The sequence below is a fragment of the Lentzea sp. NPDC102401 genome, assembly GCF_044765805.1.
GTDB lineage: Bacteria > Actinomycetota > Actinomycetes > Mycobacteriales > Pseudonocardiaceae > Lentzea > Lentzea sokolovensis.
In genome coordinates, this window is sequence record NZ_JBIWKS010000009.1 from 264,945 (window position 1) to 287,078 (window position 22,134).

Consider the following 22,134-nt stretch of genomic DNA (forward strand, 5'->3'; position numbering starts at 1 on the left):
GCGGGTTGCTTCTGGGTGAGAAAGCCGCGGACTGACGAACACCGAATGGCCGAACGGCTACCGTGTGCGTCGTGAGTGCGTTGCGCGAGCGTTCAGCAGCTTTCGATGATGACGATGTCGAAGACTACGACGCGGTCCCGTGGAACTACCGAGCGATCTTCGGCGAGTTCAAGGGCATCCCGTGGTGGGCGGCGATTCTCGCTGCCCTGGTCCCGGCGTTCATCGGCGCGTTCATCGACATCAACTCCAGCAAGACCGTCGGCTGGACGTTCAACGCGGTGTTCTTCCTGGGCGCGCTGGCCGCGATCCTGCTGGTGCAGCGCCGCAGCCTGTTCGGGCCGATGGTGCAGCCGCCGTTGATCCTCGCCATCACGGTGCCCTTGCTCGTGCTGTTCACCGGCGGCATCGCGAAGGGCGGCCTGACCTCCATGGCCCTGGGCCTCGGCAGGCCGCTGATCGACAGCTTCCCGGTCATGGCCGTCACCACCGCCGTCACGGTCGGGCTGGGCATCCTGCGGATCGTGCTGCAGAAGGACCCGAACCGCCCGTCCAAGGACGAGGTGCGCGAGGCCAAGGCGGAGATCAAGGAACGCTCCAAGCCCGTCCGCAGGCCCCGCGAGGAGCCCGAGGAGGAAGAGCGTCCGCGCCGCCCCCGTGCGGAACGCGCCGAGGGCACCCCGGCCCGCCGCCCGCGTCCCGAGGGCACTCCCGCCCGCCGTCCCCGCCCGGAAGGCGCCGCCCGTGGCGAACGCCCCGCAGGCCAGCGCAGGCCCCGCCCGCCGCGCGAGGACCGCTAGCTCGTTGTTCGCGATCGCCCCGTAGAACGTCGTACAACGGATCACGGACAACAACCCCCTGACCAGCACGCACTCTGCGAGCATGAGTTCGATGCCTAGGGGAGAACGTCCACTGGACGAGGGCGACAGCCCGCTGTTGCCGTTCGCCGCGGACCTGCGCCAGTTGCGTGCCGACGCGGGGACGCCGAGCTATCGGGAACTGTCCCGGCGCGCGCACTTCTCGGCGAGCACGCTGTCCGACGCGGCGGGCGGCCGGAAGCTGCCGGGCCTCGACGTCGCGCTCGCGTACGTCCGCGCGTGCCACGGCGACGAGTCCGCGTGGGAACGGCGCTGGCACGACCTCGCCGTCGCGATGGCGCAGAGCAGGACGAACGACGGACCGTCGCCGTACGTGGGCCTGAACCCGTTCACGCGAGAAGACGCCGACCGCTTCTTCGGCCGTGAGGCGCTCACGCACACATTGCTCGACAGACTCGACCGCCAGCCGTTCCTCGCCGTGTTCGGCGCGTCCGGCGAGGGGAAGTCGTCGCTGCTCAGGGCGGGCATCGCGGCGAAGTTCCCGCACGTGGTGGTGTGCACGCCCGGCCCGGATCCGGACGCGGCCCTCGCCGACGCGCTCGCGCTCCACCCGGACCTGCTGGTCGTCGACCAGTTCGAGGAGCTCTTCACGCTCTGCGAGGACGAGGTGCAGCGCCAGGCGTTCCTGGACGCACTGCTGGCCGCGGAGTGCCGCCGCGTCATCGCCGTCCGATCCGACTTCTACCCGCACTGCGCCCAGTACCCGAAGCTCGCGGAAGCGCTCACGGACGCCCAGGTGCTCCTCGGCACCATGACACCGGACGAGCTGCGCCGCGCCATCACCCAGCCCGCCGCGACCGTCGGCTGCACCGTCGAAACAGCCCTGCTGACCACCCTCGTCGCCGAGGCGGCGGGACGCAGCGGCGTGCTCCCCCTCGTGTCGCACGCGTTGCTCGAAACGTGGCACCGCAAGCGCGGCAACACCCTCACGCTCGGCGGCTACCAGTCCGCCGGCGGCATCCAGGGAGCGCTCGCGCAGAGCGCCGAGGCCGCGTTCGCCACGCTGGACGAGTCCGAGCAGCACCTGGCCAAGCAACTGCTGCTCCGGCTGAGCGCCGACGGCACCAAGCGGCCCGTGCCACGGCATGAGGTCGTGGGCGAGGAAGTGCTCGACGTGCTTGCCGACACCCGGCTCATCACCGTGGACGAGCACACCGTCGAGGTGACCCACGAGGCGCTGTTCCAGGCCTGGCCGAGGCTCCGGGCGTGGCTGGACGAGGACCACGAGGGCCTCAGGACGCACCGCAGGCTCACCGACGCCGCCAGGACGTGGCAGGAGCTGGGCCAGGACGACGACTCGCTCTACCGCAGCACCAGGCTCGCCGAGACGACCGAGTGGGTCACCCGCGCCAGGCCGGAGCTGACCGGTACCGAACGCGAGTTCATCGGCGCCTCGAAGGCACGGGAACGGCGCCGCACCCGCCGTCTGCGCTGGACCGCGGCCGGACTGGCGGTGATGCTGGTGGCCACCGCCGCGAGCGCCGCCGTGGCCGTCCAGCAGCGCCGCGAGGTCGAACGGCTCGGCCTGATCTCGCAGTCCCAGCGGCTGGCGTCCGCGTCGGAGGCACTCGCCGTCAGCGATCCCCAGCAGTCCGCCCGCAAGGCAGGCGAGGCCTACCGCGCCTATCCCACGCCCGAGGCGCGCAGTCGCGTCCTGAGCGCGTCGGCGTCGGCCCGCGGGCGCAAGCTCGACCACCTGGGCGGGTGGAGCTTCGCGTTCGGCAAGGACTTCGTCGGTCTGATGGGACCGGAGGGACTGGTCGTGCACGACACGGCCACCCTGTCGCTGAAGGCCCGCTGGCGCCCGAGCATGACCGGAGTCGTCTACTCCTGGGCCGTCGCGCCGGACGGGCGCACGATCGCGGTGTGCCTGCACGACGGCCGGATCGTGCTGTGGACAGGCCCGGAGGACGACCAGGTCGTGCTCCAGCGCGTGGGCACGCGCGGTGGCGTCGCCTTCACCGCGGACGGCCGCTCCCTCGTCGTCGGTGGCGACGTCTGGGACCTCGCCACCCGCAAGATGCGGTTCTCGCTGCCGGTCGGGCCGGTCAACGGCCCGTTCGACATCGCGGACGACCGGGTGCTGGCTCTGGTGACCGCCGGCTCCATCTCGTTGTGGGACCTGCAGACGAAGCAACGAACCGGGGGCCTGCAGGTGCAGTCCGGCGAGATCACCAGGGTGCGGTTGCTGCCCGGCGGCAGGCTGGCCGCGCTCGCCACCACCGAGGGGCAGGTGCAGATCCGGGACCTCGCGACCGGCGCCGTGGTCGCCACGCCCCCGGCGCACACCGGCGTCGTCAACAGCCTGACGCTCAGCACCGACGGCAGCATGCTGGTCTCCGGAGGCGAGGACGGCCGGGTGCACATCTGGGACGTCGCGCACGGCAACGCCATCACGACGATCGTGATCAACGAACCGGCCAGGAGCGCCCAGTTCTCACCGGACGGTGGACTGGCCGTGCTCACCCCGCGGGCCCTGCGGTTCTGGCCTCCCGGCAGCGTCCCGCGGACCGCCGGCTACACCGTCCGCGCGCTCACGGTCGACGACGACGGCACGATCGTCACCCTCGACGAGGCCGGCGTGATCGAACGCAGAGACAGCACGCTGCGCACGCTCAAACGCATCGAAACCGGTGTGCCGCAAAGCCGTTCCGGCCGCTTCAGCCCGAACCACGACCTGGTCGTCCTGAACGACGACCTCCAGGTGCTCGACGCCAGGACCGGGGAGAAGGTCAGCGCACCGGCGGTGCGCGCCGGAAGCTCGATCACGGGCATCGCGTTCGGCGAGAAGCAGATCGCCGTCGTGAACTCCGCGGAACCCGACGCGTTGTGGCCGCTGGACAAGGAGAGCAAGCCGAACTTCATCGGCGGTGACTCCAGCGGCCCGCGCAGCGCCATCTCGTTCGGCAGGAACGACGGACAGCTCGTCTTCGCCCGCGAGGACGGCGAGGTGCTGATCCGCGACTTCGGCCTGCAGTTCCAGAACATGGCTCTACCCCACACCCACTCCGCGGCGGTGCGGACGCTCGCGCTCTCCCCCGACCGCGGGATCCTCGCGACGGGTGGCGACGACGGCCTGATCGCGTTGTGGGACACCACCAGCTGGCAGAAGATCGGCGAGCTGCGCGGGCACGCCGACGCGGTCAAGGCCCTGGAGTTCAGCCCGGACGGCAGCCGGCTGGCGAGCGGGAGCTCCGACCGTTCGGTGATCGTGTGGGACGTGCGCGAACGAACCGCGTGGGCGACCCTGCGCGGGCACAGTCGGGGCGTCACGCACGTGGCGTGGCGCCCCGACGGCTCGCAACTGGTGTCCGCGGGCGCGGACGCGATCCAGGTGTGGGGCCTGGACCTCGCTCACGCCCTCCGCGTGGTCGAGAACTAGCGGGTCACACCGCTAGCGGACGAGGTCCTTGCGGAGCTCACGCGGCAACGAGAACGTGATGCGCTCGTTCGCCGTGGTGATCTCCTCGACCTCGCCGTAGCCCTGCGTCTCCAGGTACTTCAGCAGTTCCATCACCAGCAGGTCCGGCACCGACGCGCCCGACGTGACGCCGACGGTCTCGACGCCTTCGAGCCACGCCGGGTCGACCTCCTTGGCGTAGTCGATCAGGTAGGAGGCCTTGGCGCCGTGCTGCAGCGCGACCTCGACCAGCCGGACCGAGTTGGAGGAGTTCTTCGAGCCCACGACGAGCACCAGGTCGCACGACGGCGCCATCGTCTTCACCGCGGTCTGGCGGTTCGAGGTGGCGTAGCAGATGTCGTCCGAGGGCGGGTCCTGCAGATCGGGGAAGCGGTCCTTGAGCTGCCGGACCCGCACCATGGTCTCGTCGACCGAGAGCGTGGTCTGCGACAGCCAGATCACCTTGCTGGGGTCGCGGACCTCGACCTTGGCCGCGTCCTCGGCCGTGTCGACGAGCTTGACGTGGTCCGGCGCCTCACCGGCGGTGCCCTCGACCTCCTCGTGACCCTCGTGGCCGATCAGGAGGATGTCGTAGTCCTCCTTGGCGAACCGCACCGCTTCTTTGTGGACCTTCGTCACGAGCGGGCAGGTGGCGTCGATGGTGCGCAACGACCGCTGCGCCGCCTCCTCGTGGACGGCGGGCGACACGCCGTGCGCTGAGAACACCACGAGTGCGCCCTCAGGAACCTCGTCGGTCTCGTTGACGAAGATGGCGCCGCGGTCGGACAGCGTCTCCACGACGTACTTGTTGTGGACGATCTCCTTGCGCACGTACACGGGCGCGCCGTACTTCTCGAGGGCGAGCTCGACCGTCTCGACGGCACGATCAACGCCCGCGCAGTAACCACGCGGCTTCGCCAACAGGACTCGCTTGGGCATGACCCCAGGGTACCCAGGCCCGGTCCTAGGCATTTCAGACGCGGTTGCGGCAGGCTAGTACGCATGAAGCCACTGCCACTGGGTGTCCGCATCGCCGCTGGGCTGGCGGTGACCGCCCTCGAACAGGCCCGCAAGCTGCCGCAGCAGCTCGCCGGACTCCCGTTGACGGTGGTCAGCGAGGCAATGCAGTTGTCCATGCGGGTGCAGCAGCATGTGACCGAACTCGCCATCAAGGGCGACGACGTCCTCTCTGGACTGCGCCCGGCCGAGGAAGAACCGGAGTGGGCGACGTTCGACGAGGACGAGACGCCCGTCACGACTTCTCAGGAAACTCCCGTCGACGACCCCTGGGAGGAGGAGGAACGCGCGATCGCCGAGGTTCCCGAGTTCCTCCCGGCCTACGACGAGCTGTCGATCGCCCAGCTGCGCGCCCGCCTGCGCAACCTCGACGTCGAGCAGCTCGAAGAACTGCTGCGCTATGAGAAGGCGCACGAGTCGCGGCCCGAGTTCGTGGGGATGCTCAACCGCCGGATCGCGACGGTCAAAGCCCAATCGTGAGTGAAGCCAAATCCACGCTGGAGAACCCCTGGCCCGTCCGGACGGTCGCCCGCAAGCTGCTCGACTGGATCAACCGGCTCGGCGACGTGTGGGTCGAAGGTCAGGTCACGCAGCTCAACGCGCGCAGCTCGACGGCGTTCCTGACGCTGCGCGACCCGAGCGTGGACATGTCGATGTCGATCACCTGCAACGCCTCGATGATCCGCGAGCTGCAGCTCACCGAGGGCAGCAGGGTGATCGCGCACGGGAAGATCAGCTTCTACCCGAACCGGGGCACGCTGTCGTTGCGGGCGGACGACATCCGCGCGGTCGGCATCGGCGAGTTGCTGGCGCGCATGGAAAGACTGCGCAAGCTGCTGCACGCCGAAGGCCTGTTCGATCCGCGCCGCAAGCGCAGGCCGCCGTTCCTGCCGAACAAGATCGGCCTGATCACCGGCCGCGCGTCGGCCGCGGAACGCGACGTGCTCACGAACGCGCGAAACCGTTGGCCCGGCGCGCACTTCCGCGTCATCAACGTCGCCGTGCAGGGCCCGACCGCCGTCACCCAGGTGATGACCGCACTGTCCACTTTGGAGCGAGACCCCGAGTGCGACGTGATCATCATCGCCCGCGGCGGCGGCAGCGTGGAGGACCTGCTGCCGTTCTCCGACGAGGCGTTGTGCCGCGCGGTCTCCTCGTGCCGCACGCCGGTGCTGTCGGCGATCGGCCACGAACCGGACACCCCGCTGCTGGACCACGTCGCTGACGTGCGTTGTTCGACGCCGACCGACGCAGGCAAACGGGTGGTTCCCGATGTCGCTGAAGAGAGTGAACGCGTCCGCCAGATGCGCGATCGCGGTCGGCGCGCGTTGCACGGCTGGGTTGATCGAGAGCGCAAACTGCTCGACGCCCTGCGCTCCCGACCAGTACTTTCGGACCCTTATGGGCCGCTGGAGCGGCGTTCCGAGGAAGTGAAGCGTTTTCGCGACCAGGGACGCAGGGCCGTGACGCAACGACTCGATCGGGAGGACGTCCACCTCTCGGGGACGAAAGCCCGCTTGACGACCCTCGGACCAGCCGCCACGCTGGCGCGCGGATATGCCGTTGTGCAACTCGTCACACCTGACGGGCCCGACGGCGTGTTGCGTTCTGTGACGGACGCGCCGAGCGGAACACAGCTGCGGGTACGCGTCGTTGACGGGGCAGTGCGAGCGGTTGTCTCCGGCTCGGAGGTCGACTCGGAAGGGGGAGGTACCGATGATGCGTGATGCCGTGTTCCTGCCCCTGACCATGGAGGCGGCCGGCGAGTGCGCGACGGGACTGCGAACGAAGGCGGAGGCGGCGAACCGCGCCGCGGCCGACTGCTGGACGGAGATGGTGGGCGACTGCGACACCACGAGCCGCCGCACGCTGATCCTCACGTTGCACGACCTGAGCGAGGCCACCGCCGGCACGGTGCAGTACCGGCGCGTCGCGGAGGCCGAGGCGCTCATCGACGAGGCGGTGCGAGAGGGTGACGGCGAGGAGTTCGCGGAGGCGCTGGTCGGGTACGACCTGGCCGTCGCGACCGTGCTGAGCCGTCTGAGGAGTCAATCCGCGTGAGTTCGGAAACCAGCCAGGAGACTTCACCGGGTTACGAGGCCGCCCGCGACGAACTGGTCGAGGTGGTTCGCAAGCTGGAGGCCGGCGGGCTGTCCCTTGAGGACTCGCTCGCGTTGTGGGAACGCGGTGAGGCGCTCGCCAAGACGTGTGAGCAGCATCTCGCCGGTGCGCGCGAGCGAATCGATGCAGCTCTCGCTGTGGTCGAGGAGGACGTTTCGCAGGCGTGATCCCGTGCAAGGATTCAGTTGCCGATCACAAAATCCGGCACGCTGAGTAGTCGCATGGAGGCGCGCAATGGTGAACACCCCCGCGGAACGACGTCGCGAAGCCCCCGACCGGAACCTGGCATTGGAGCTCGTGCGCGTCACCGAGGCAGCGGCGATGGCCGCGGGCCGGTGGGTGGGACGCGGCGACAAGAACGGCGGTGACGGCGCGGCCGTCGACGCGATGCGCAAGCTCATCCACACCGTCTCGATGCGAGGCGTCGTGGTGATCGGCGAGGGCGAGAAGGACGAGGCGCCCATGCTGTTCAACGGCGAGGAAGTGGGCAACGGCGAGGGCCCGGACTGCGACGTCGCGGTCGACCCGATCGACGGCACCACGCTGATGGCCAAGGGCATGCCGAACGCGCTGGCCGTGCTGGCGGTGGCCGAGCGCGGGGCGATGTTCGACCCGTCCGCCGTGTTCTACATGGAAAAGCTCGCCGTGGGTCCCGAGGCGGCCGACGTCATCGACATCACCGCGCCGCTCGCGGAGAACATCCGCCGCGTCGCGAAGGCCAAGCACAGCGACGTGTCCGACGTGAACGTGTGCATCCTCGACCGGCCACGGCACGAGCAGATCGTGCAGGAGGTCCGCCAGGCCGGCGCGCGCATCCACTTCATCTCCGACGGCGACGTGGCCGGTGCGATCGCCGCCGCACGCCCCACGTCGGGCGTGGACATGCTCGTGGGCATCGGCGGCACCCCGGAGGGCATCATCGCCGCGGCGGCCCTCAAGTGCGTCGGTGGAGCCATTCAGGGCCGGTTGTGGCCCAAGGACGACGAGGAGCGCGAGAAGGCGATCGGCGCGGGCCACGACCTGTCCCGCGTGCTCACGACGAACGATCTCGTCTCGGGCGACAACGTCTTCTTCTGCGCCACCGGCGTGACCGACGGCGACCTTCTGCGCGGCGTTCACTACCGGGCGGGCGGCTGCACGACCCAGTCGATCGTCATGCGCTCCAAGTCCGGCACCGTGCGCATGATCGACGGCTTCCACAGCCTGCACAAGCTGCGCGAATACGCCTCGGTGGACTTCGATCTGCCCGAAGCCGCGCAGCAGCCGCTGCCGTAGTTCACTGTGAATCTGTGAACCGTTAACGGAGGGTCACCCTCCGAGTGACCCTAGTGACCAAGTCACTTTCGTCCTTAGTTTCCGACCTGACCCCGGCAACCCTGCGCCGGGTTCAGGAAAGGAACTCAACGATGAGGGCACGTTCGTTGTTCTCCGCATTCGTCGTGGCCGCGGGCGCTCTGCTCGCCTCGGCCGCTGCGGCTACCGCGGCTCCGGCTCCCACCGCCGACGGCGACGTCTCGCCGATGATCGTCGGTGGCACCAACGCCTCGCAGGTCTACCCGTTCATGGTCTCCCTGCAGAGCACCTCGGGTAGCCACTTCTGCGGCGCGTCGCTGGTCAAGGCCAACTGGGTCGTGACGGCCAAGCACTGCGTCCAGGGCTCGTCCGCGGCGTCGATCCGCACCCGGATCGGCACCACGAACCGCACCAGCGGCGGCACCACGACCGGCGCCTCGCGGATCATCACGCACCCGTCCGCCGACCTGGCGCTGGTGCAGCTCAACACCTCGGTCAGCCAGGCCCCGATCGCCATCTCGACGGCGTCCGGCCCGGTCGGCACCGCGACCCGCATCATCGGCTGGGGCCAGACCTGCCCGGTCCGCGGCGCCTGTGGTGCTCCCGTGACCCTGCAGGAGCTCAACACGTCGATCGTCTCGGACAGCCGGTGCTCCGGCATCAGTGCCGCGTCGGAGATCTGCACCAACAACACCGACGGCAACAAGGGCGCCTGCTACGGCGACTCGGGCGGCCCGCAGGTGAAGTCGGTCAGCGGCCGCTGGGAGCTCATCGGCGCGACCAGCCGCTCCGGTGGCGGCGCGAACTGCGCCCAGGCTCCGTCCATCTACGTGGACGTCGCGTACTACCGCTCCTGGGTCAGCTCGAACGTGGGCGGCCTGTAACCCGGTAAACGCATTCCGAGGGCCCGTCTCCCATTCGTTATGGGAGGCGGGCCCTCGCCGTTGCAACCTGAGCACTCCTCCGGTCGTCTACTTCGGCAAGGGATGGTCCAACCAGGGGGTGCGCGATGAGGATGCTGCTCGTGGCGGTCGCGTTGATGTCGGTCGCGGGGTGCGCGCAGGGGGCCGTGCACGCCGAGACTCCAACTACGCCACCATCTTCGTCGTCTTCGGCGTCATCTTCAGCGCCGTCCTCGGAGGCGCCGCCTTCCACGCCTCCTTCGACGTCGTCGGAGGCTCCTCCCCCGCCACCGCCTCCCCCGCCCGTCGTGAAGCCGACGCCGTGCACCATCAGCGACGGCGCGTGCATCCAGCTCTCCACGAACCAGTCGTGGGTCGTGCGGGGAGACAAGATCGTCTACGGCCCGACGCCGATCACCCACGGGCGCAAGGGTTTCGAGACGCCGCTGGGCAACTTCCCGGTGCTGCGCAAGGTGAAGAACGAGTGGAGCAGGCCGTACAACGCGCCGATGCCGTGGTCGACGTATTTCACCGAGAGCGGCATCGCGTTCCACGAAGGATCGCTGACCGTGCCGTCGCACGGTTGCATCCACCTCGACCCGCCGTCAGCCCAGTACTACTTCACCAACCTTTCGATCGGCGACACCGTCCAGGTGGTCTCATGATCACCAACTGTGCCGGTGCATAAGAAGATGATTGAGATCACCCCGTGGTGGTTACTCCACTACTGAGGGGTGATGAGAGATGCGAGTTCTGATCGCGACGGTGCTCCTGATCCTCGGTTTCGCCATTCCCGCGCAAGCCCAGGCGGGATGCACCGTCCACAACGGAGCATGCCTGGAGAAGCACTCCAACCAGGCGTGGCTGGTCTTCAACGGCAAAACGAGCTACGGGCCGGTGACGATCAGCCACGGCAAGCCGGGGTACGAGACCCCGGTGGGCATGTTCTCGGTGCTGCGCAAGGTGAAGAACGACTGGAGCGTCCCCTACAACGGCCCGATGCCGAACGCGGTGTACTTCACCACGACCGGTATCGCGTTCCACCAGGGTGACACCGCGGTCCAGTCGCACGGTTGCATCCGGATGCCCATGGATGCGTCACTCGTGTTCTACGACAACCTGATGGTCGGCGAGCAGGTGCAGGTGCTGCCCTAGCCGGCGATGACACTTCGAAGGCCTGGCCGCCCACCGGTCAGGCCTTCACCCCTGCGCCCGGAGCATCCTCTCGACCGTCGCCTCGATCCCGTCGACCCTCTTCAGCGCGGTCTCGTGGTCGGCCCCGTCGTCCTCCCTGGCCAGCGTGTAGATCACCCCGCCGGCACTGGCGACGTGGTCGGGAACCCAGACGATGCCGCGCTCGTCCAGCAGATCGGTCACGTCGTCGTCGGTGAGCTGGTTGTTGGCAGGCCCCACGATCAGCTTGACGTCGAGGTGCCGCACGGTTTCCGGGCTCAGCACCCCGCCCACCGCCGCGGGGATCAGCACGTCGGCCTTGACCTCGTACGCCTCATCGGGGTGCACCCAGCCGAACTCGCCGGTGCGCCTGCTTTCGTCCACATCGGACACCGTGATGTCCGCGCCACCGAGCCCCTTCGCGATCAACTCCCCCACCGAACCGAACCCGCTGATCACCACCTTCCTGCCGGTGAGGTCCGGCGTCCCGAAGACGTGCCGCGAGGCCGCTTTCAACGCCGCCAGCACACCTCGCGCCGTGGGCCCGCTGGACGAGCCCGTGCCGCCGTGCTCCTCAGGCAGGCAGTAGGCGTGCGGCGTCACTTCCCGGAGCACCAGCATGTCGTCCGGCCCGGTTCCGACGTCCGGACCGGCCCGGTAGGCGCCGCCGAACTCGTTGATCAGGTCGGCGTGGTCGAGCAGCACCGCGCGCCGGAGTTCCGGGGTGAGCTCCCGGTCGACCACGATCACGCTCTTGGCTCCACCGTGGGGAATCCCGGCCGCCGCGCACTTCAGCGTCATGGCCCTGGACAACCGCAGCACGTCCGTGACGGCGTCGGTGATCCGTTCGTACGGCTTCATCCGGCACCCGCCGACCGCCGGTCCCGCCTCGGTCGAGTGCAGGGCGACCATGGTGGTCATCCCCGACCGCTTCCCCGTGCGGACGACGAGCTGTTCGTGCTCCCACATCTGCGTTCCCTCCCGAACTTCGGTCAAGCTATGACCTCGAAGTTAGGGTGAACACCAGTGCGCGACGCACTTCACCGAACATTATTCGGCACGGTGGCGTGAGGAACGTGATGGATGAACTTGATTCGGCGATCGTGCGGGAACTGCAGCGCGATGCCCGGCAGTCGAACCGCGACATCGCCCGCAAGGTGGGCGTGGCGCCGTCGACGTGCCTGGAGCGCACCCGCCTGCTGCGCGAACGCGGCGTGATCCGCGGCTACCACGCCGACATCGCCCCGTCCGCGCTGAACCGGGGCGTGCAGGCGCTGGTGTCGGTGCAGGTGCGCCCGTTGAGCCGGGCCGTGATCGACGCCTTCAAGGCGTTCACCGCCGGCCTGCCCGAGGTGACGGCGGTGTTCGTGATGGCGGGCAGCGACGACTTCGTGATCCACGTGGGCGCTCAGGACAACGAGCACCTGCACGCGTTCCTGGTCGACAGGCTGAGTCAGCGCAAGGAGATCGTCGGCTTCCGCACGTCGATCATCTTCCAGCACCTGGCGAAGCACGACCCGGCACCGTTGCCGGAGGCCTGACCGCTGCCGGTCAGGCCTCCGCGCCGGTGTCAGCTGCCGTCGCTGGAGTGCCCTGGGAACAGGTGCGCCGACGGGTTGAGCACCACCGCGATGTTGTTGACCGCGGTCGCCGCCTCGCCGAACCCCGTCGCGATGAGCTTGACCTTGCCGGGGTACTGCGCGACGTCGCCGGCCGCGTAGATCCTGTCCAGCTTGGTCTTCATCGTGGAGTCGACGAGCACGGCGCGATGGTCGAGTTCGAGACCCCACGACTCGATCGGCCCGAGGTCGGCGGTGAACCCGAGCGCCGCGACGACGGTCTGCGCGGGCAACGTCCGCGCGTCACCGCCCTTGACCTTGATGTCCACTTCGGACAGTGGTTCGCCGCGCAAAGCCAGCACCTCGGCGTCGGTGATGATCTCGACCCCGAGTTCCCGCACCTGCCGCACGGTGGCGGCGTGCGCACGGAAGTTGGCCCTGCGGTGCACGATCTTCACGCTCGCGGCGATCGGGTGCAGCGCCAGCGCCCAGTCGAACGCCGAGTCGCCACCACCCACGATCACCACGTGCTGCCCGGTGTGTTCGGCCAGCACCGGCACGAAGTGGACCATGCCGCGCCCCAGCCAGCCGTCGCCCGCGGGCAGCGGACGCGGGTTGAACTCGCCCATGCCCGCCGTGATCAGCACGGCCCTGGTGTTGATCGAGGTGCCGTCCGCGAGCCCGACCCGCAGACCGTCCTCAGTGGACTCACAGGTGCGCGCCTGGCGGCCGAGCAGGTAGTTCGGCTTGAACTGCGCCGCCTGCTCCACCAGTCCGTTGACGAGGTCGCGTCCCCTGACAGCGGGGAACCCGGCCACGTCGAAAATCATCTTCTCCGGATACATCGCGGTGACCTGGCCGCCCGGTTCGGGCAGCGCATCGACCACGGCGACGTTCATTTCCCGGAAGCCGGCGTAATAAGCGGCGAACAACCCCGTGGGACCAGCTCCCACGATGAGGAGGTCGACGTCACGCTCCATGAGTGGTGCCCTTCTGCCAGTGGTGGGTGGCAGTGCTGTGATCGACGATAGAGACTCGGAGGTATGTCTGAACAGGAGTACCGCGTCGAGCACGACACGATGGGTGAGGTCCGCGTGCCGGTCGACGCATTGTGGCGCGCCCAAACACAACGCGCGGTCGAGAACTTCCCGATTTCCGGTCGAGGCCTCGAACGAGCCCAGATCAGAGCGCTGGGCCTGCTCAAGGCGGCGGCGGCCCGAGTGAACGCCAGGCTCGGCGTGCTCGACGAGGACCTGGCCGCCGCGATCGTCACGGCGGCCGACGAGGTCGCCGCCGGTCAGTGGGACGACCACTTCCCGGTCGACGTCTTCCAGACAGGTTCCGGCACGTCCTCGAACATGAACGCCAACGAGGTCATCGCCACCCTGGCCACCCGCGCCCTCGGTCGCGACGTCCACCCGAACGACCACGTCAACGCCTCGCAGTCGTCCAACGACACGTTCCCGACGACCCTGCGCGTGGCCGCCACCGAGGCCGTGGTGACCGACGTGATCCCGTCCCTGGAACACCTGCGGGGCGTGCTGGAGTCACGCGCCGCCGAGTGGTCCGACCTCGTCAAATCCGGCCGCACGCACCTCATGGACGCCGTCCCGATCACGCTGGGCCAGGAGGCCGGAGCCTGGGCCGCCCAGGTCCGCTACTCCGTCGAACGTCTGCAGGCCTCGATCCCGCGCCTGGCGGAACTGCCGATCGGCGGCACCGCGGTCGGCAGCGGCCTGAACGCCCCCGCGGAGTTCGGCGCTCTCGTCGCCACCGAACTGGCCAAGGCCACCGACCTGCCGCTGGTGGAGGCCCGCGACCACTTCGAGGCCCAGGCCACCCAGGACGGCGTGGTCGAGATCTCCGGCCAGCTCCGCGCCACCGCCGTGGCCCTGTTCAAGATCGCCAACGACCTCCGCTGGCTGGGCTCCGGCCCCCGCACCGGCCTCGGCGAACTCGCCCTCCCCGACCTCCAGCCGGGCAGCTCGATCATGCCGGGCAAGGTCAACCCGGTGATCTCCGAAGCCACGATGATGGTCGTGGCCCAGGTCATCGGCAACGACGCCACCGTCGCGTTCGCCGGCTCGCAGGGCAACTTCCAGCTGAACGTGATGCTGCCGGTCATCGCCCGCAACGTCCTGGAGTCGTCCCGCCTGCTCGCCGCCGTAGCCCGGCTCTTGGCGGACAAGGTCCTGACCGGCACCGAAGCGCAGGCCGAGCAGATGCGCGAGTACGCCGAGTCGTCCCCGTCCATCGTCACGCCGCTGAACCGCTACATCGGCTACGAGGAGGCGGCGTCGATCGCCAAGCAGTCGTTGAAGGAGCGCAAGACCATCCGCGAGGTGGTGCTGGAGCGCGGCCACGTCCCGGGCAAGCTCACCGAGGAACAGCTGGACGCGGCGCTCGACGTGCTGCACATGGCCCGCGGCGGCCGCTGACGCCCCGGTTCCGGTCGCCGGGGGCCAAGCCTCGGCGGCCGGAGCCGCCACGTCCTCGGCTTCCCGTTCCGGCACCCACGTGACGCCGTCCAGCGGCGCCGAGAAACAGGAAGGCCGCCAACGCGCTCTTCAGCGGGCTGACGGCCTGACAAGATCAGATAGAACGGAAATCGCAGGTCAGGAGTACATCGCGAGCCAGATCGCGATGTAGTGGCAGATCGCCGCCACCACGGTCGCCGCGTGGAAGAACTCGTGATACCCGAACACCTGCGGCCAGGGATTGGGCCACCGGGTCGCGTAGAACACCGCACCGACCGTGTAGAGCGCCCCACCCACCAGCAGCAGCACCAGAGCGGCAACCCCGGCGTGGTGCAGCAGCTCGGGCAGCACGAACACCGCGACCCATCCGAGCGCGATGTAGATGGGCACCCCGAGCCACCGCGGCGCGTGTGGCCAGGCCAGCTTCAACGTGACACCGAGGATCGCGCCGATCCACACCACGGTCAGCACGATGCGCCCGGTGTCGGGATTCATCGCCAGCAGCGCGAACGGCGTGTAGGTGCCCGCGATGAACACGAAGATCATCGAGTGGTCCAGGCGCTTCATCCACGTGCGCACGCGCTCGGACTGCCACGTCACGCGGTGGTACAGCGCCGAGACGCCGAAGAGGCCCAGGACTGTCAGGCCGTAGACGGACGTGGCGAGGGCAGCGCGCGCGGACACTGTGGACGCCGCCAGAGCGATCAGCGTCGCGCCTGTCGCCACCGAGGCGACGAACGACCAGAGGTGCAGCCATCCACGCAGGCGCGGCCGCAGTCCGGGCTGAGGAGTGGTAGCAGTGGTCACAGGGTCCTAGGTTACGCGACCGTAGGTTTCCTACCGCGTCTCAGTGATGAACGTTGCACGGCGTACGCTGTTCGGACGTGGCACTCCGCACCCGTGTGAAAGACGTCGCTATCCACTTCTACGAGTGGATTCTCCGCCGCGAGCTCAGCGCGACCACGCAGGTGCCCAAGCACGTCGGCGTGGTTCTCGACGGCAACCGCAGGTGGGCCAGGGAAGCCGGCTTCACCGATGTCGCGCACGGGCACAGGGCCGGCGCGCGCAAGATCCTCGAGCTGCTCGACTGGTGTGGTGACGCCAAAGTGGAGGTCGTCACCCTCTGGATGCTGAGCACCGACAACCTCAACCGCGACATCGACGAGCTGGCGCCGTTGCTCGACATCATCGCGGACATCACCGACGAGCTGGCCGAGGACGGCAAGCCGTGGCGGGTCCGGCACGTCGGCGCGATCGACATGCTGCCCAGGGAGCACGCCGAGCGTCTCACCAACGCCGCGAACAAGACCAAGAACCGCACGGGCATCCAGGTCAACGTCGCCGTCGCGTACGGCGGGCGGCAGGAGATCGCGGACGCCGTCCGGAAGCTCCTGCAGTCCCACGCCGAGCGCGGCGGCACCATCGAGGAACTGGCAGAGGTCCTCGACGTCGACCACATCGCGGAGCACCTCTACACGTCCGGGCAGCCCGACCCCGACCTGATCATCCGCACGTCCGGTGAGCAGCGGCTCTCCGGTTTCATGCTCTGGCAGTCGGCGCACTCGGAGTTCTGGTTCTGCGAGGCCTACTGGCCCGGTTTCCGGCGCACCGACTTCCTGCGGGCCATGCGCGAGTACGCCAAGCGCCACCGCAGGTACGGCGGCTGAGACGACACGTAGAAGGGGCGCCCACCGCGAGGTGAGCGCCCCTTCGAGCGTTGGCGACGAGATCACTCGCCGTCGTGGCCCCACTCCGAGCCGTCCTCGATGCCGCCGGCCGCGCAGGTCTCCGTGATGGAGGGCGAGTTCACCGGAACCGCCGCGCCGAGCACGCCGACGTTGTTGCCGCACACGCCACCGGTGAGGTTGAGGTTGTTGGCGTTACCGACGACCAGCAGCGGCTCGTTGACCCAGTGGTGGCCGGGAGCGGCCATCGCGGGGGAACCGACGGCAACGAACGCAGCAGCGACACCGAGAGCGGCAGCAGCCTTCTTCAGCACGATTTTTCTCCTCATGAAGGTTTAAACGAGTAAAACGCGTCTGGGGGCGCCAGAAATGACGCCCCCAGACGTAGAGCTAAAAGGGAGATCAGCCCTCGTCGACGATGCCGCCGGCGGCGCAGGTCTCGGTGATCGACGGCGAGTTGATCGGCACGGCGCCACCCAGGACACCGACGTTGTTGCCGCAGGCGCCGATGGTGCCGTTGAGGTTGTTGCCGTTCAGCAGGACCAGCAGCGGGCCGTTGCTCCAGTGGTGGCCGTAGCCGTGGCCGTGGTCGTGGCCCTCGCCGGCCATGGCGGCCGGGGCGAACGCGAGCGACAGCGCGGCTGCGGCGATGACCGCGGCACAAGTCTTCTTCACGTCAATCTCCTTCATGTCGGGTTATCCCCGTCATTTCCGGAGTCTTCGGGGATCTCCGGAGCGGTGGGGTCTCCGGGCGGAAACGCTATAGGTATTGATCTCGAATGGCGGCCCGCGTGACCCCATTGTGTGACGTCAAGATCAACAACATTCCCCGATCAGGTGGTCGTCGATTCACGATTCGGTCGCGAGTAAGACGCTGTGGTAGACGCTCTACGCTCTCCGACTCATGGACGCCAACGAGCTGGTGCGCGGCTACCTGGTGCTGGGGCTGCGCCTCGGGCGCCTGGTGTCCGGGTTCGTCGACTCGTTCACCGGCGACCCGGCACTGAGCCGCGCCGTCGACAACGAACCGCGCCTGCACCCCAGGGCGCTGGGAGACCACGCGCGGCTGCTGCGCAGGGAGATTCCCGGCAGCGACCTCGCCGACCAGCGCAAACAGTTCCTCGACGCGCACCTGAGGGCGCTGGAGTGCACCGCGCGCAAGCTCGACGGCGAGCACATCTCGTTCGTCGACGAGGTCCAGCAGTACTTCCAGGTCCGCATCCGCCCCGGCGACGAGGACGCGTACGCGCAGGCCCACCGCAACCTCAGCGCGGTGCTCGAAGGACCGGGCTCGCTCGCCGACCGCCTCGCCGACTTCCGCGAGACCGACGAGGTGCCCGCACGCAGGCTCCAGGGCGTCGTACAGGCCCTGTCGAGCGCTCTGCGGGACCGGGTGCGCCAGAAGTACGCGCTGCCCGAGCAGGAGATCGTGGAGTACCAGGTCGTCACGAACAAGCCGTGGAGCGGCTTCAACTACTACCTCGGCGGCTACCGCAGCAGGGTCGCGATCAACGCCGACATGGGCCACCGCATGTCGAACCTGCCGCACCTGGTCGCACACGAGTCCTATCCGGGCCACCACACCGAGCACTGCCGCAAGGAGGCGGGCCTGGTGGCCAAGCGCGGCCACGCGGAACAATCGATCTTCCTGATCAACACGCCGCAGTGCCTGATGGCCGAGGGCATGGCGGACCTCGGCCTGCACGCCGCGGTCGGGCCGGGCTGGGGAATGTGGACGGAGCGGATCCTCGGCGACCTCGGGTTGCGAATGGACGGCGAACTGTCCGAAAAGGTCGAGGCGGCGGCATCGGGCCTGCTCACGGTGCGGCAGGACGCGGCTCTGCTGCTACACGATCGTGGTGCGGATCAGGATGACGTGGTTGCGCATCTGCGCAGGTGGCTGCTAGTCCCCGACCGTCGCGCACGGCAGATGGTCCGTTTTCTGGCCGATCCGCTGTGGCGCGCGTACACCACGACGTACGTCGAAGGGGTGCGTCTCGTGCGGGCCTGGCTCGACGTCCGCGCGCCCGGCGAGTCGCTCGACTCCCGCTATCTGAGACTTCTCGACGAGCCTCTCGTGCCGAAATCACTCGAATCCCAGGTCAGGGACGGTCTGTCGTGGTTGGCGCGCAACAACCACGAAAACAGCATCTGACCAGCAAGAACACGGCTGCGGTCACGTTTCGGGTTGTTTTCGGGCAGATGACGAATCAGGAATCACCTGTGTGGCTTCGTGCAGATGAGGCACTTTCGCAGGTAACTTCGAATGTGGCGGGACGCGACCACTGCGGACCGCGCAGGGAGGCTCTGATCGTGGCAGACAACGTCGCGAGGGGGCCGGCACCCGGCCCTCGTGGTCGACCTGCCTGACGCCACACCGGCGGAGGGCAAGACGATCGATCAGGGTGGTGCCTGGCCCAGCGAGGAGCGGACGCGGGTGCCGCGTTCGTGAGGGAGTTGCCGTGAACGCACGACGTCCCGCGAGCCGTTCCTCAGGCTCATCGCGCAGTTCTTCCTCCCGGCGCAAGTCCGCCGCCCCAGCCATCACGACATATGTGCTGGACACGTCGGTACTGCTGTCCGATCCTCTCGCCGCCACCCGTTTCGCGGAGCACGAGGTCGTGCTCCCGCTCGTGGTGATCAGCGAGCTGGAGGGCAAGCGCCACCACCCCGAACTGGGCTGGTTCGCGAGGGAAGCCCTGCGCCTCCTCGACGACCTGCGCTTGCGGCATGGTCGCCTCGATTCGCCGATCCCCATCGGGGATCTGGGAGGCACCTTGCACGTCGAGCTCAACCACTCCGACCCGGAGGTGTTGCCATCAGGTTTCCGAACGGACTCCAACGACGCCCGAATCCTCGCGTGCTCCCTCAACCTCGCTGCTGAGGGGCGCAACGTCACCCTGGTGACGAAGGACATGCCGCTGCGGGTCAAGGCCGGATCGGTCGGCCTGCAGGCGGAGGAGTACCGGGCGCACGACGTCACCCTGTCAGGCTGGACGGGAATGTCCGATCTGGACGTTCCACAGTCCCTGGTGGACAGCCTGTTCAAGGAGAACGTCGTCGACCCCACCCAGTTCGAGGACTTGGAGCACATCGCGGAACTGCCCTGCCACACCGGAATCCGGTTGCTGGCGGGCACCTCGAGCGCTCTGGGCCGGGTGACCGCGGACAAGCAGATCAAGCTGGTGCGCGGAGATCGGGAGGCGTTCGGACTGCACGGAAGGTCCGCCGAACAGCGGATCGCACTGGATCTCCTGCTGGACTCCGAAGTCGGCATCGTCTCGCTGGGCGGGCGTGCGGGCACCGGCAAGTCGGCACTGGCGCTGTGCGCCGGTCTCGAAGCCGTGATGGAACGAAGGCAGCACCGCAAGGTCGTGGTGTTCCGGCCGCTGTACGCGGTCGGTGGCCAGGAACTCGGCTACCTGCCGGGTAGCGAGAGCGAGAAGATGGGGCCGTGGGCGCAGGCGGTGTTCGACACCCTCGGCGCGCTGGTGAGCCAGGCGGTGGTGGAAGAGGTGATGGACCGCGGAATGCTCGAGGTCCTGCCCCTCACCCACATCCGCGGCCGCTCGCTGCACGACTCCTTCGTGATCGTGGACGAGGCGCAGTCGTTGGAGCGCAACGTGTTGCTGACCGTGCTGTCGCGTCTGGGCAGCAACTCGCGGGTGGTGCTGACGCACGACGTGGCGCAGCGCGACAACCTGCGGGTCGGCCGGCACGACGGCGTGGCGGCGGTGATCGAGAAGCTGAAGGGCCACCCGCTCTTCGCTCACGTCACGCTGACCCGCTCGGAGCGTTCGCCGATCGCGGCCCTCGTCACCGAGATGCTGGAGGACTACGCCTCGTAGTGCCGTGAACGAGAACGGCCCCGCGCATTCGTTGCGCGGGGCCGTTCTTCACTTCCGGGTTCTAGTCGAGAGCGCGCTTCATGAAGCCGCGCAGGCCGAGTCCGCCGAAGCCGGCGATCGCGAGGACGAGCACGGCCAGCACGATCGGCAACGGGATGTGCGGCACGGCCGGCACCAGTTCCGCGCGCATGCCCTCGCTCACGTACGTCAGCGGGTTGAGCGCGCAGACCACCTTGAACCACAGCAGATCGTCGCTCAGCGACCGCCACGGGAACTGGGCGGACCCCGTGAACAGGATCGGGGTGAGGATCACCGCGAACATCACGTTGATCCGGCGCGCGGGCACCGACGTGCCGATGACGAGGCCGACGCTGCCACCGGCGAGACATCCGAGAACGATCACCAGCAGTGCGCCGGGGATTCCCGACCACGCCCACGACACGTCGAGCATCACGAAGCCGACCGGCACCATCAGCACGGCCGCGAAGAACCCGCGGACCGCGCCGAACACGATCTTCTCCACCGCGACGAGCGGGATGGAGATCGGCGCGAGCAGCCGGTCCTCGATCTCGCGCGTCCACGAGAAGTCCAGCACCAGCGGCAGCGTCGTGTTCTGCAACGCGCCCAGGAACCCGTTCATCGCGATGATGCCGGGTAACAACACCTGGGCGAAGTCGTCCTGGACGTACCCGATGTCCCCCAGCACCTTCGCGAAGATGAAGAGGATGAAGAACGGCTGGATGATCACCTGCGCGAGGAAGCTCGGCAGCTCGCGGCCCGTGACGAAGACGTCGCGCCACAGGATCGCCTGGAACGTCCTGAGTTGGCTCACCGAAGCTCCCTGCCGGTCAGGTGGATGAAGACGTCTTCCAGGCTGGGCTTGCCGATCGCGACGTCGCTGACCGTGACGTCGAGGTCCCGCAGGACGTTCAGCACGGCGGGCAACGTGATCGCGGTGTCGCTGTCGGTGTAGACGCGGAACACGTCGTTCAGGTCCTCGACCCGCTGCACACCCTCCACTTCGGACAGTCCTTGGGTGATCTTGGCGGGCTCGCTGCCGTTCGGGCTCACCGTGACGCTGACGGTGTTGCTGCCGGGCAGGCTCTTCGTGAGCTCGGCCGGCGTGTCCAGGGTGAGCAGCTTGCCGTGGTCGACGATGCCGACGCGGTCGCACAGTTTCGTGGCCTCGTCCATGTCGTGCGTGGTGAGCACGACCGTGACGCCGTCCGCGTGCAGTGCGGCGACGCGTTCGTGGACGAAGAGCCTGGCCTGCGGGTCGAGTCCGGTGCTCGGTTCGTCGAGGAACAGGACCTTGGGACGGTGCATCAGCGCGCGGGCGATCATCAGCCGTTGCGCCTGGCCTCCGGACAACGTGTCGACGAGCGCGTTCTGATGCTCCTTGAGACCCATCCGCTCGAGGATGTCGTCGGCGAGCGCCTGGCGTTCCTTCTGGCCGATGCCGTGATAAGCCGCGTGGAACAACAGGTTCTGCCTCGCGTTGAGCGACCGGTCGAGGTTGTTGCGCTGCGGCACGACGGCCAGCAACTGCCGCGCGCGCTTGGAGTCGGCCACCACGTCGACGCCCTCCACGAACGCCTGCCCCGAGGTGGGGCGGACGCGCGTGGTGAGGACACCGACCGTGGTCGTCTTGCCCGCGCCGTTGGGCCCGAGCAATCCGAAGACCTCGCCGCGGCGGACGTCGAAACTCAATCCGTCCACCGCAGGCTTTTGTCCCGTTTTATAGACTTTGCGGAGATCTCTTACCGAGACCGCTTCGTCCACTT

The 22,134-nt window shown here is 68.4% G+C and carries 23 protein-coding genes; 15 read left to right on the plus strand and 8 right to left on the minus strand.

From position 1 onward, the window contains the following. Window positions 1–71: 71 nt before the first annotated feature. Window positions 72–797, plus strand: coding sequence for a DUF6542 domain-containing protein (locus ACIRG5_RS29685; protein WP_402910473.1), 726 nt, complete (start codon window positions 72–74; stop codon window positions 795–797). Window positions 798–879: 82 nt separating this feature from the next. Further along, a complete protein-coding gene (locus tag ACIRG5_RS29690) occupies window positions 880–4,257 on the plus strand; it encodes an XRE family transcriptional regulator (protein WP_402910476.1) in 3,378 nt (1,125 codons plus the stop codon). A gap of 12 nt (window positions 4,258–4,269) precedes the next feature. On the opposite strand, the gene ACIRG5_RS29695 is transcribed toward ACIRG5_RS29690, so the two are convergent. Further along, window positions 4,270–5,214 carry a 4-hydroxy-3-methylbut-2-enyl diphosphate reductase gene (locus ACIRG5_RS29695; protein WP_402910479.1) on the minus strand — a complete coding sequence of 315 codons (945 nt, stop codon included), beginning with the start codon at window positions 5,212–5,214 and terminating at the stop codon, window positions 4,270–4,272. A gap of 63 nt (window positions 5,215–5,277) precedes the next feature. Here ACIRG5_RS29695 and ACIRG5_RS29700 point away from each other — a divergent pair, with 63 nt between their 5' ends. The 8 genes from ACIRG5_RS29700 (at window position 5,278) to ACIRG5_RS29735 (ending at window position 10,763) form a co-directional block, all read left to right on the plus strand. After that, a complete protein-coding gene (locus tag ACIRG5_RS29700; RefSeq protein ID WP_402910482.1) occupies window positions 5,278–5,772 on the plus strand; it encodes a lipid droplet-associated protein in 495 nt (164 codons plus the stop codon). Beyond that, complete coding sequence (xseA, locus tag ACIRG5_RS29705) at window positions 5,769–7,019, plus strand: exodeoxyribonuclease VII large subunit (protein ID WP_402910485.1); 1,251 nt, start codon at window positions 5,769–5,771, stop codon at window positions 7,017–7,019. The genes ACIRG5_RS29700 and xseA overlap by 4 nt, the downstream gene beginning before the upstream one ends. Next, window positions 7,009–7,353, plus strand: a complete 345-nt coding sequence (locus ACIRG5_RS29710; RefSeq protein WP_402910488.1) for a sugar ABC transporter substrate-binding protein — start codon at window positions 7,009–7,011, stop codon at window positions 7,351–7,353. Before xseA ends, ACIRG5_RS29710 begins: the two co-directional genes overlap by 11 nt. Continuing rightward, window positions 7,350–7,580 carry an exodeoxyribonuclease VII small subunit gene (locus tag ACIRG5_RS29715; protein WP_319980271.1) on the plus strand — a complete coding sequence of 77 codons (231 nt, stop codon included), beginning with the start codon at window positions 7,350–7,352 and terminating at the stop codon, window positions 7,578–7,580. Before ACIRG5_RS29710 ends, ACIRG5_RS29715 begins: the two co-directional genes overlap by 4 nt. Window positions 7,581–7,647: 67 nt before the next feature. Beyond that, entirely contained in the window at window positions 7,648–8,688 is a 1,041-nt protein-coding gene (gene glpX / locus ACIRG5_RS29720) for a class II fructose-bisphosphatase (RefSeq protein WP_319980272.1), read from the plus strand. A gap of 131 nt (window positions 8,689–8,819) precedes the next feature. Continuing rightward, window positions 8,820–9,590 (plus strand): S1 family peptidase, encoded by a 771-nt coding sequence (locus ACIRG5_RS29725; protein ID WP_402910492.1) that lies wholly within the window; start codon window positions 8,820–8,822, stop codon window positions 9,588–9,590. A 125-nt stretch (window positions 9,591–9,715) separates the two neighbouring features. Further along, window positions 9,716–10,273 carry a L,D-transpeptidase gene (locus ACIRG5_RS29730; RefSeq protein ID WP_402910495.1) on the plus strand — a complete coding sequence of 186 codons (558 nt, stop codon included), beginning with the start codon at window positions 9,716–9,718 and terminating at the stop codon, window positions 10,271–10,273. A gap of 79 nt (window positions 10,274–10,352) precedes the next feature. After that, window positions 10,353–10,763: a L,D-transpeptidase gene (locus ACIRG5_RS29735; RefSeq protein WP_402910498.1), complete on the plus strand. Its 411-nt coding sequence runs from the start codon at window positions 10,353–10,355 to the stop codon at window positions 10,761–10,763. Between the two features lie 45 nt (window positions 10,764–10,808). Here the strand turns inward: ACIRG5_RS29735 and ACIRG5_RS29740 are convergent, their stop codons facing one another. Then, on the minus strand, window positions 10,809–11,777 hold the full coding sequence (locus ACIRG5_RS29740; RefSeq protein WP_402910501.1) for a Glu/Leu/Phe/Val dehydrogenase dimerization domain-containing protein: 969 nt from the start codon (window positions 11,775–11,777) through the stop codon (window positions 10,809–10,811). Window positions 11,778–11,860: 83 nt separating this feature from the next. Here ACIRG5_RS29740 and ACIRG5_RS29745 point away from each other — a divergent pair, with 83 nt between their 5' ends. Next, window positions 11,861–12,322, plus strand: coding sequence for an Lrp/AsnC family transcriptional regulator (locus ACIRG5_RS29745; RefSeq protein WP_402910503.1), 462 nt, complete (start codon window positions 11,861–11,863; stop codon window positions 12,320–12,322). A 29-nt stretch (window positions 12,323–12,351) separates the two neighbouring features. On the opposite strand, the gene ACIRG5_RS29750 is transcribed toward ACIRG5_RS29745, so the two are convergent. Then, window positions 12,352–13,320, minus strand: coding sequence for an NAD(P)/FAD-dependent oxidoreductase (locus tag ACIRG5_RS29750; RefSeq protein WP_402910506.1), 969 nt, complete (start codon window positions 13,318–13,320; stop codon window positions 12,352–12,354). A 63-nt stretch (window positions 13,321–13,383) separates the two neighbouring features. On the opposite strand from ACIRG5_RS29750, the gene ACIRG5_RS29755 reads away from it, so the two are divergent. Next, window positions 13,384–14,778: a class II fumarate hydratase gene (locus tag ACIRG5_RS29755; protein WP_402910509.1), complete on the plus strand. Its 1,395-nt coding sequence runs from the start codon at window positions 13,384–13,386 to the stop codon at window positions 14,776–14,778. A gap of 177 nt (window positions 14,779–14,955) precedes the next feature. Here the strand turns inward: ACIRG5_RS29755 and ACIRG5_RS29760 are convergent, their stop codons facing one another. Then, window positions 14,956–15,624 carry a hemolysin III family protein gene (locus tag ACIRG5_RS29760; protein WP_402910512.1) on the minus strand — a complete coding sequence of 223 codons (669 nt, stop codon included), beginning with the start codon at window positions 15,622–15,624 and terminating at the stop codon, window positions 14,956–14,958. Between the two features lie 77 nt (window positions 15,625–15,701). On the opposite strand from ACIRG5_RS29760, the gene ACIRG5_RS29765 reads away from it, so the two are divergent. Then, window positions 15,702–16,484, plus strand: a complete 783-nt coding sequence (locus ACIRG5_RS29765) for an isoprenyl transferase (protein WP_319980281.1) — start codon at window positions 15,702–15,704, stop codon at window positions 16,482–16,484. Between the two features lie 62 nt (window positions 16,485–16,546). On the opposite strand, the gene ACIRG5_RS29770 is transcribed toward ACIRG5_RS29765, so the two are convergent. After that, window positions 16,547–16,816 (minus strand): hypothetical protein, encoded by a 270-nt coding sequence (locus ACIRG5_RS29770; RefSeq protein ID WP_402910515.1) that lies wholly within the window; start codon window positions 16,814–16,816, stop codon window positions 16,547–16,549. 88 nt (window positions 16,817–16,904) lie between these two features. After that, on the minus strand, window positions 16,905–17,177 hold the full coding sequence (locus ACIRG5_RS29775; protein ID WP_402910517.1) for a hypothetical protein: 273 nt from the start codon (window positions 17,175–17,177) through the stop codon (window positions 16,905–16,907). A gap of 229 nt (window positions 17,178–17,406) precedes the next feature. Here ACIRG5_RS29775 and ACIRG5_RS29780 point away from each other — a divergent pair, with 229 nt between their 5' ends. Further along, window positions 17,407–18,657: a DUF885 domain-containing protein gene (locus tag ACIRG5_RS29780; RefSeq protein WP_402910519.1), complete on the plus strand. Its 1,251-nt coding sequence runs from the start codon at window positions 17,407–17,409 to the stop codon at window positions 18,655–18,657. A 388-nt stretch (window positions 18,658–19,045) separates the two neighbouring features. After that, complete coding sequence (locus ACIRG5_RS29785; RefSeq protein ID WP_402910872.1) at window positions 19,046–20,350, plus strand: PhoH family protein; 1,305 nt, start codon at window positions 19,046–19,048, stop codon at window positions 20,348–20,350. Between the two features lie 61 nt (window positions 20,351–20,411). Here ACIRG5_RS29785 and ACIRG5_RS29790 read toward each other — a convergent pair whose 3' ends face one another. Further along, complete coding sequence (locus tag ACIRG5_RS29790) at window positions 20,412–21,182, minus strand: ABC transporter permease (protein ID WP_402910521.1); 771 nt, start codon at window positions 21,180–21,182, stop codon at window positions 20,412–20,414. Beyond that, the gene (locus tag ACIRG5_RS29795; RefSeq protein WP_402910524.1) at window positions 21,179–22,132 is read right to left on the minus strand and encodes an ATP-binding cassette domain-containing protein; all 954 of its coding nucleotides are present in this window, start codon (window positions 22,130–22,132) and stop codon (window positions 21,179–21,181) included. Before ACIRG5_RS29795 ends, ACIRG5_RS29790 begins: the two co-directional genes overlap by 4 nt. Window positions 22,133–22,134: the final 2 nt, after the last annotated feature.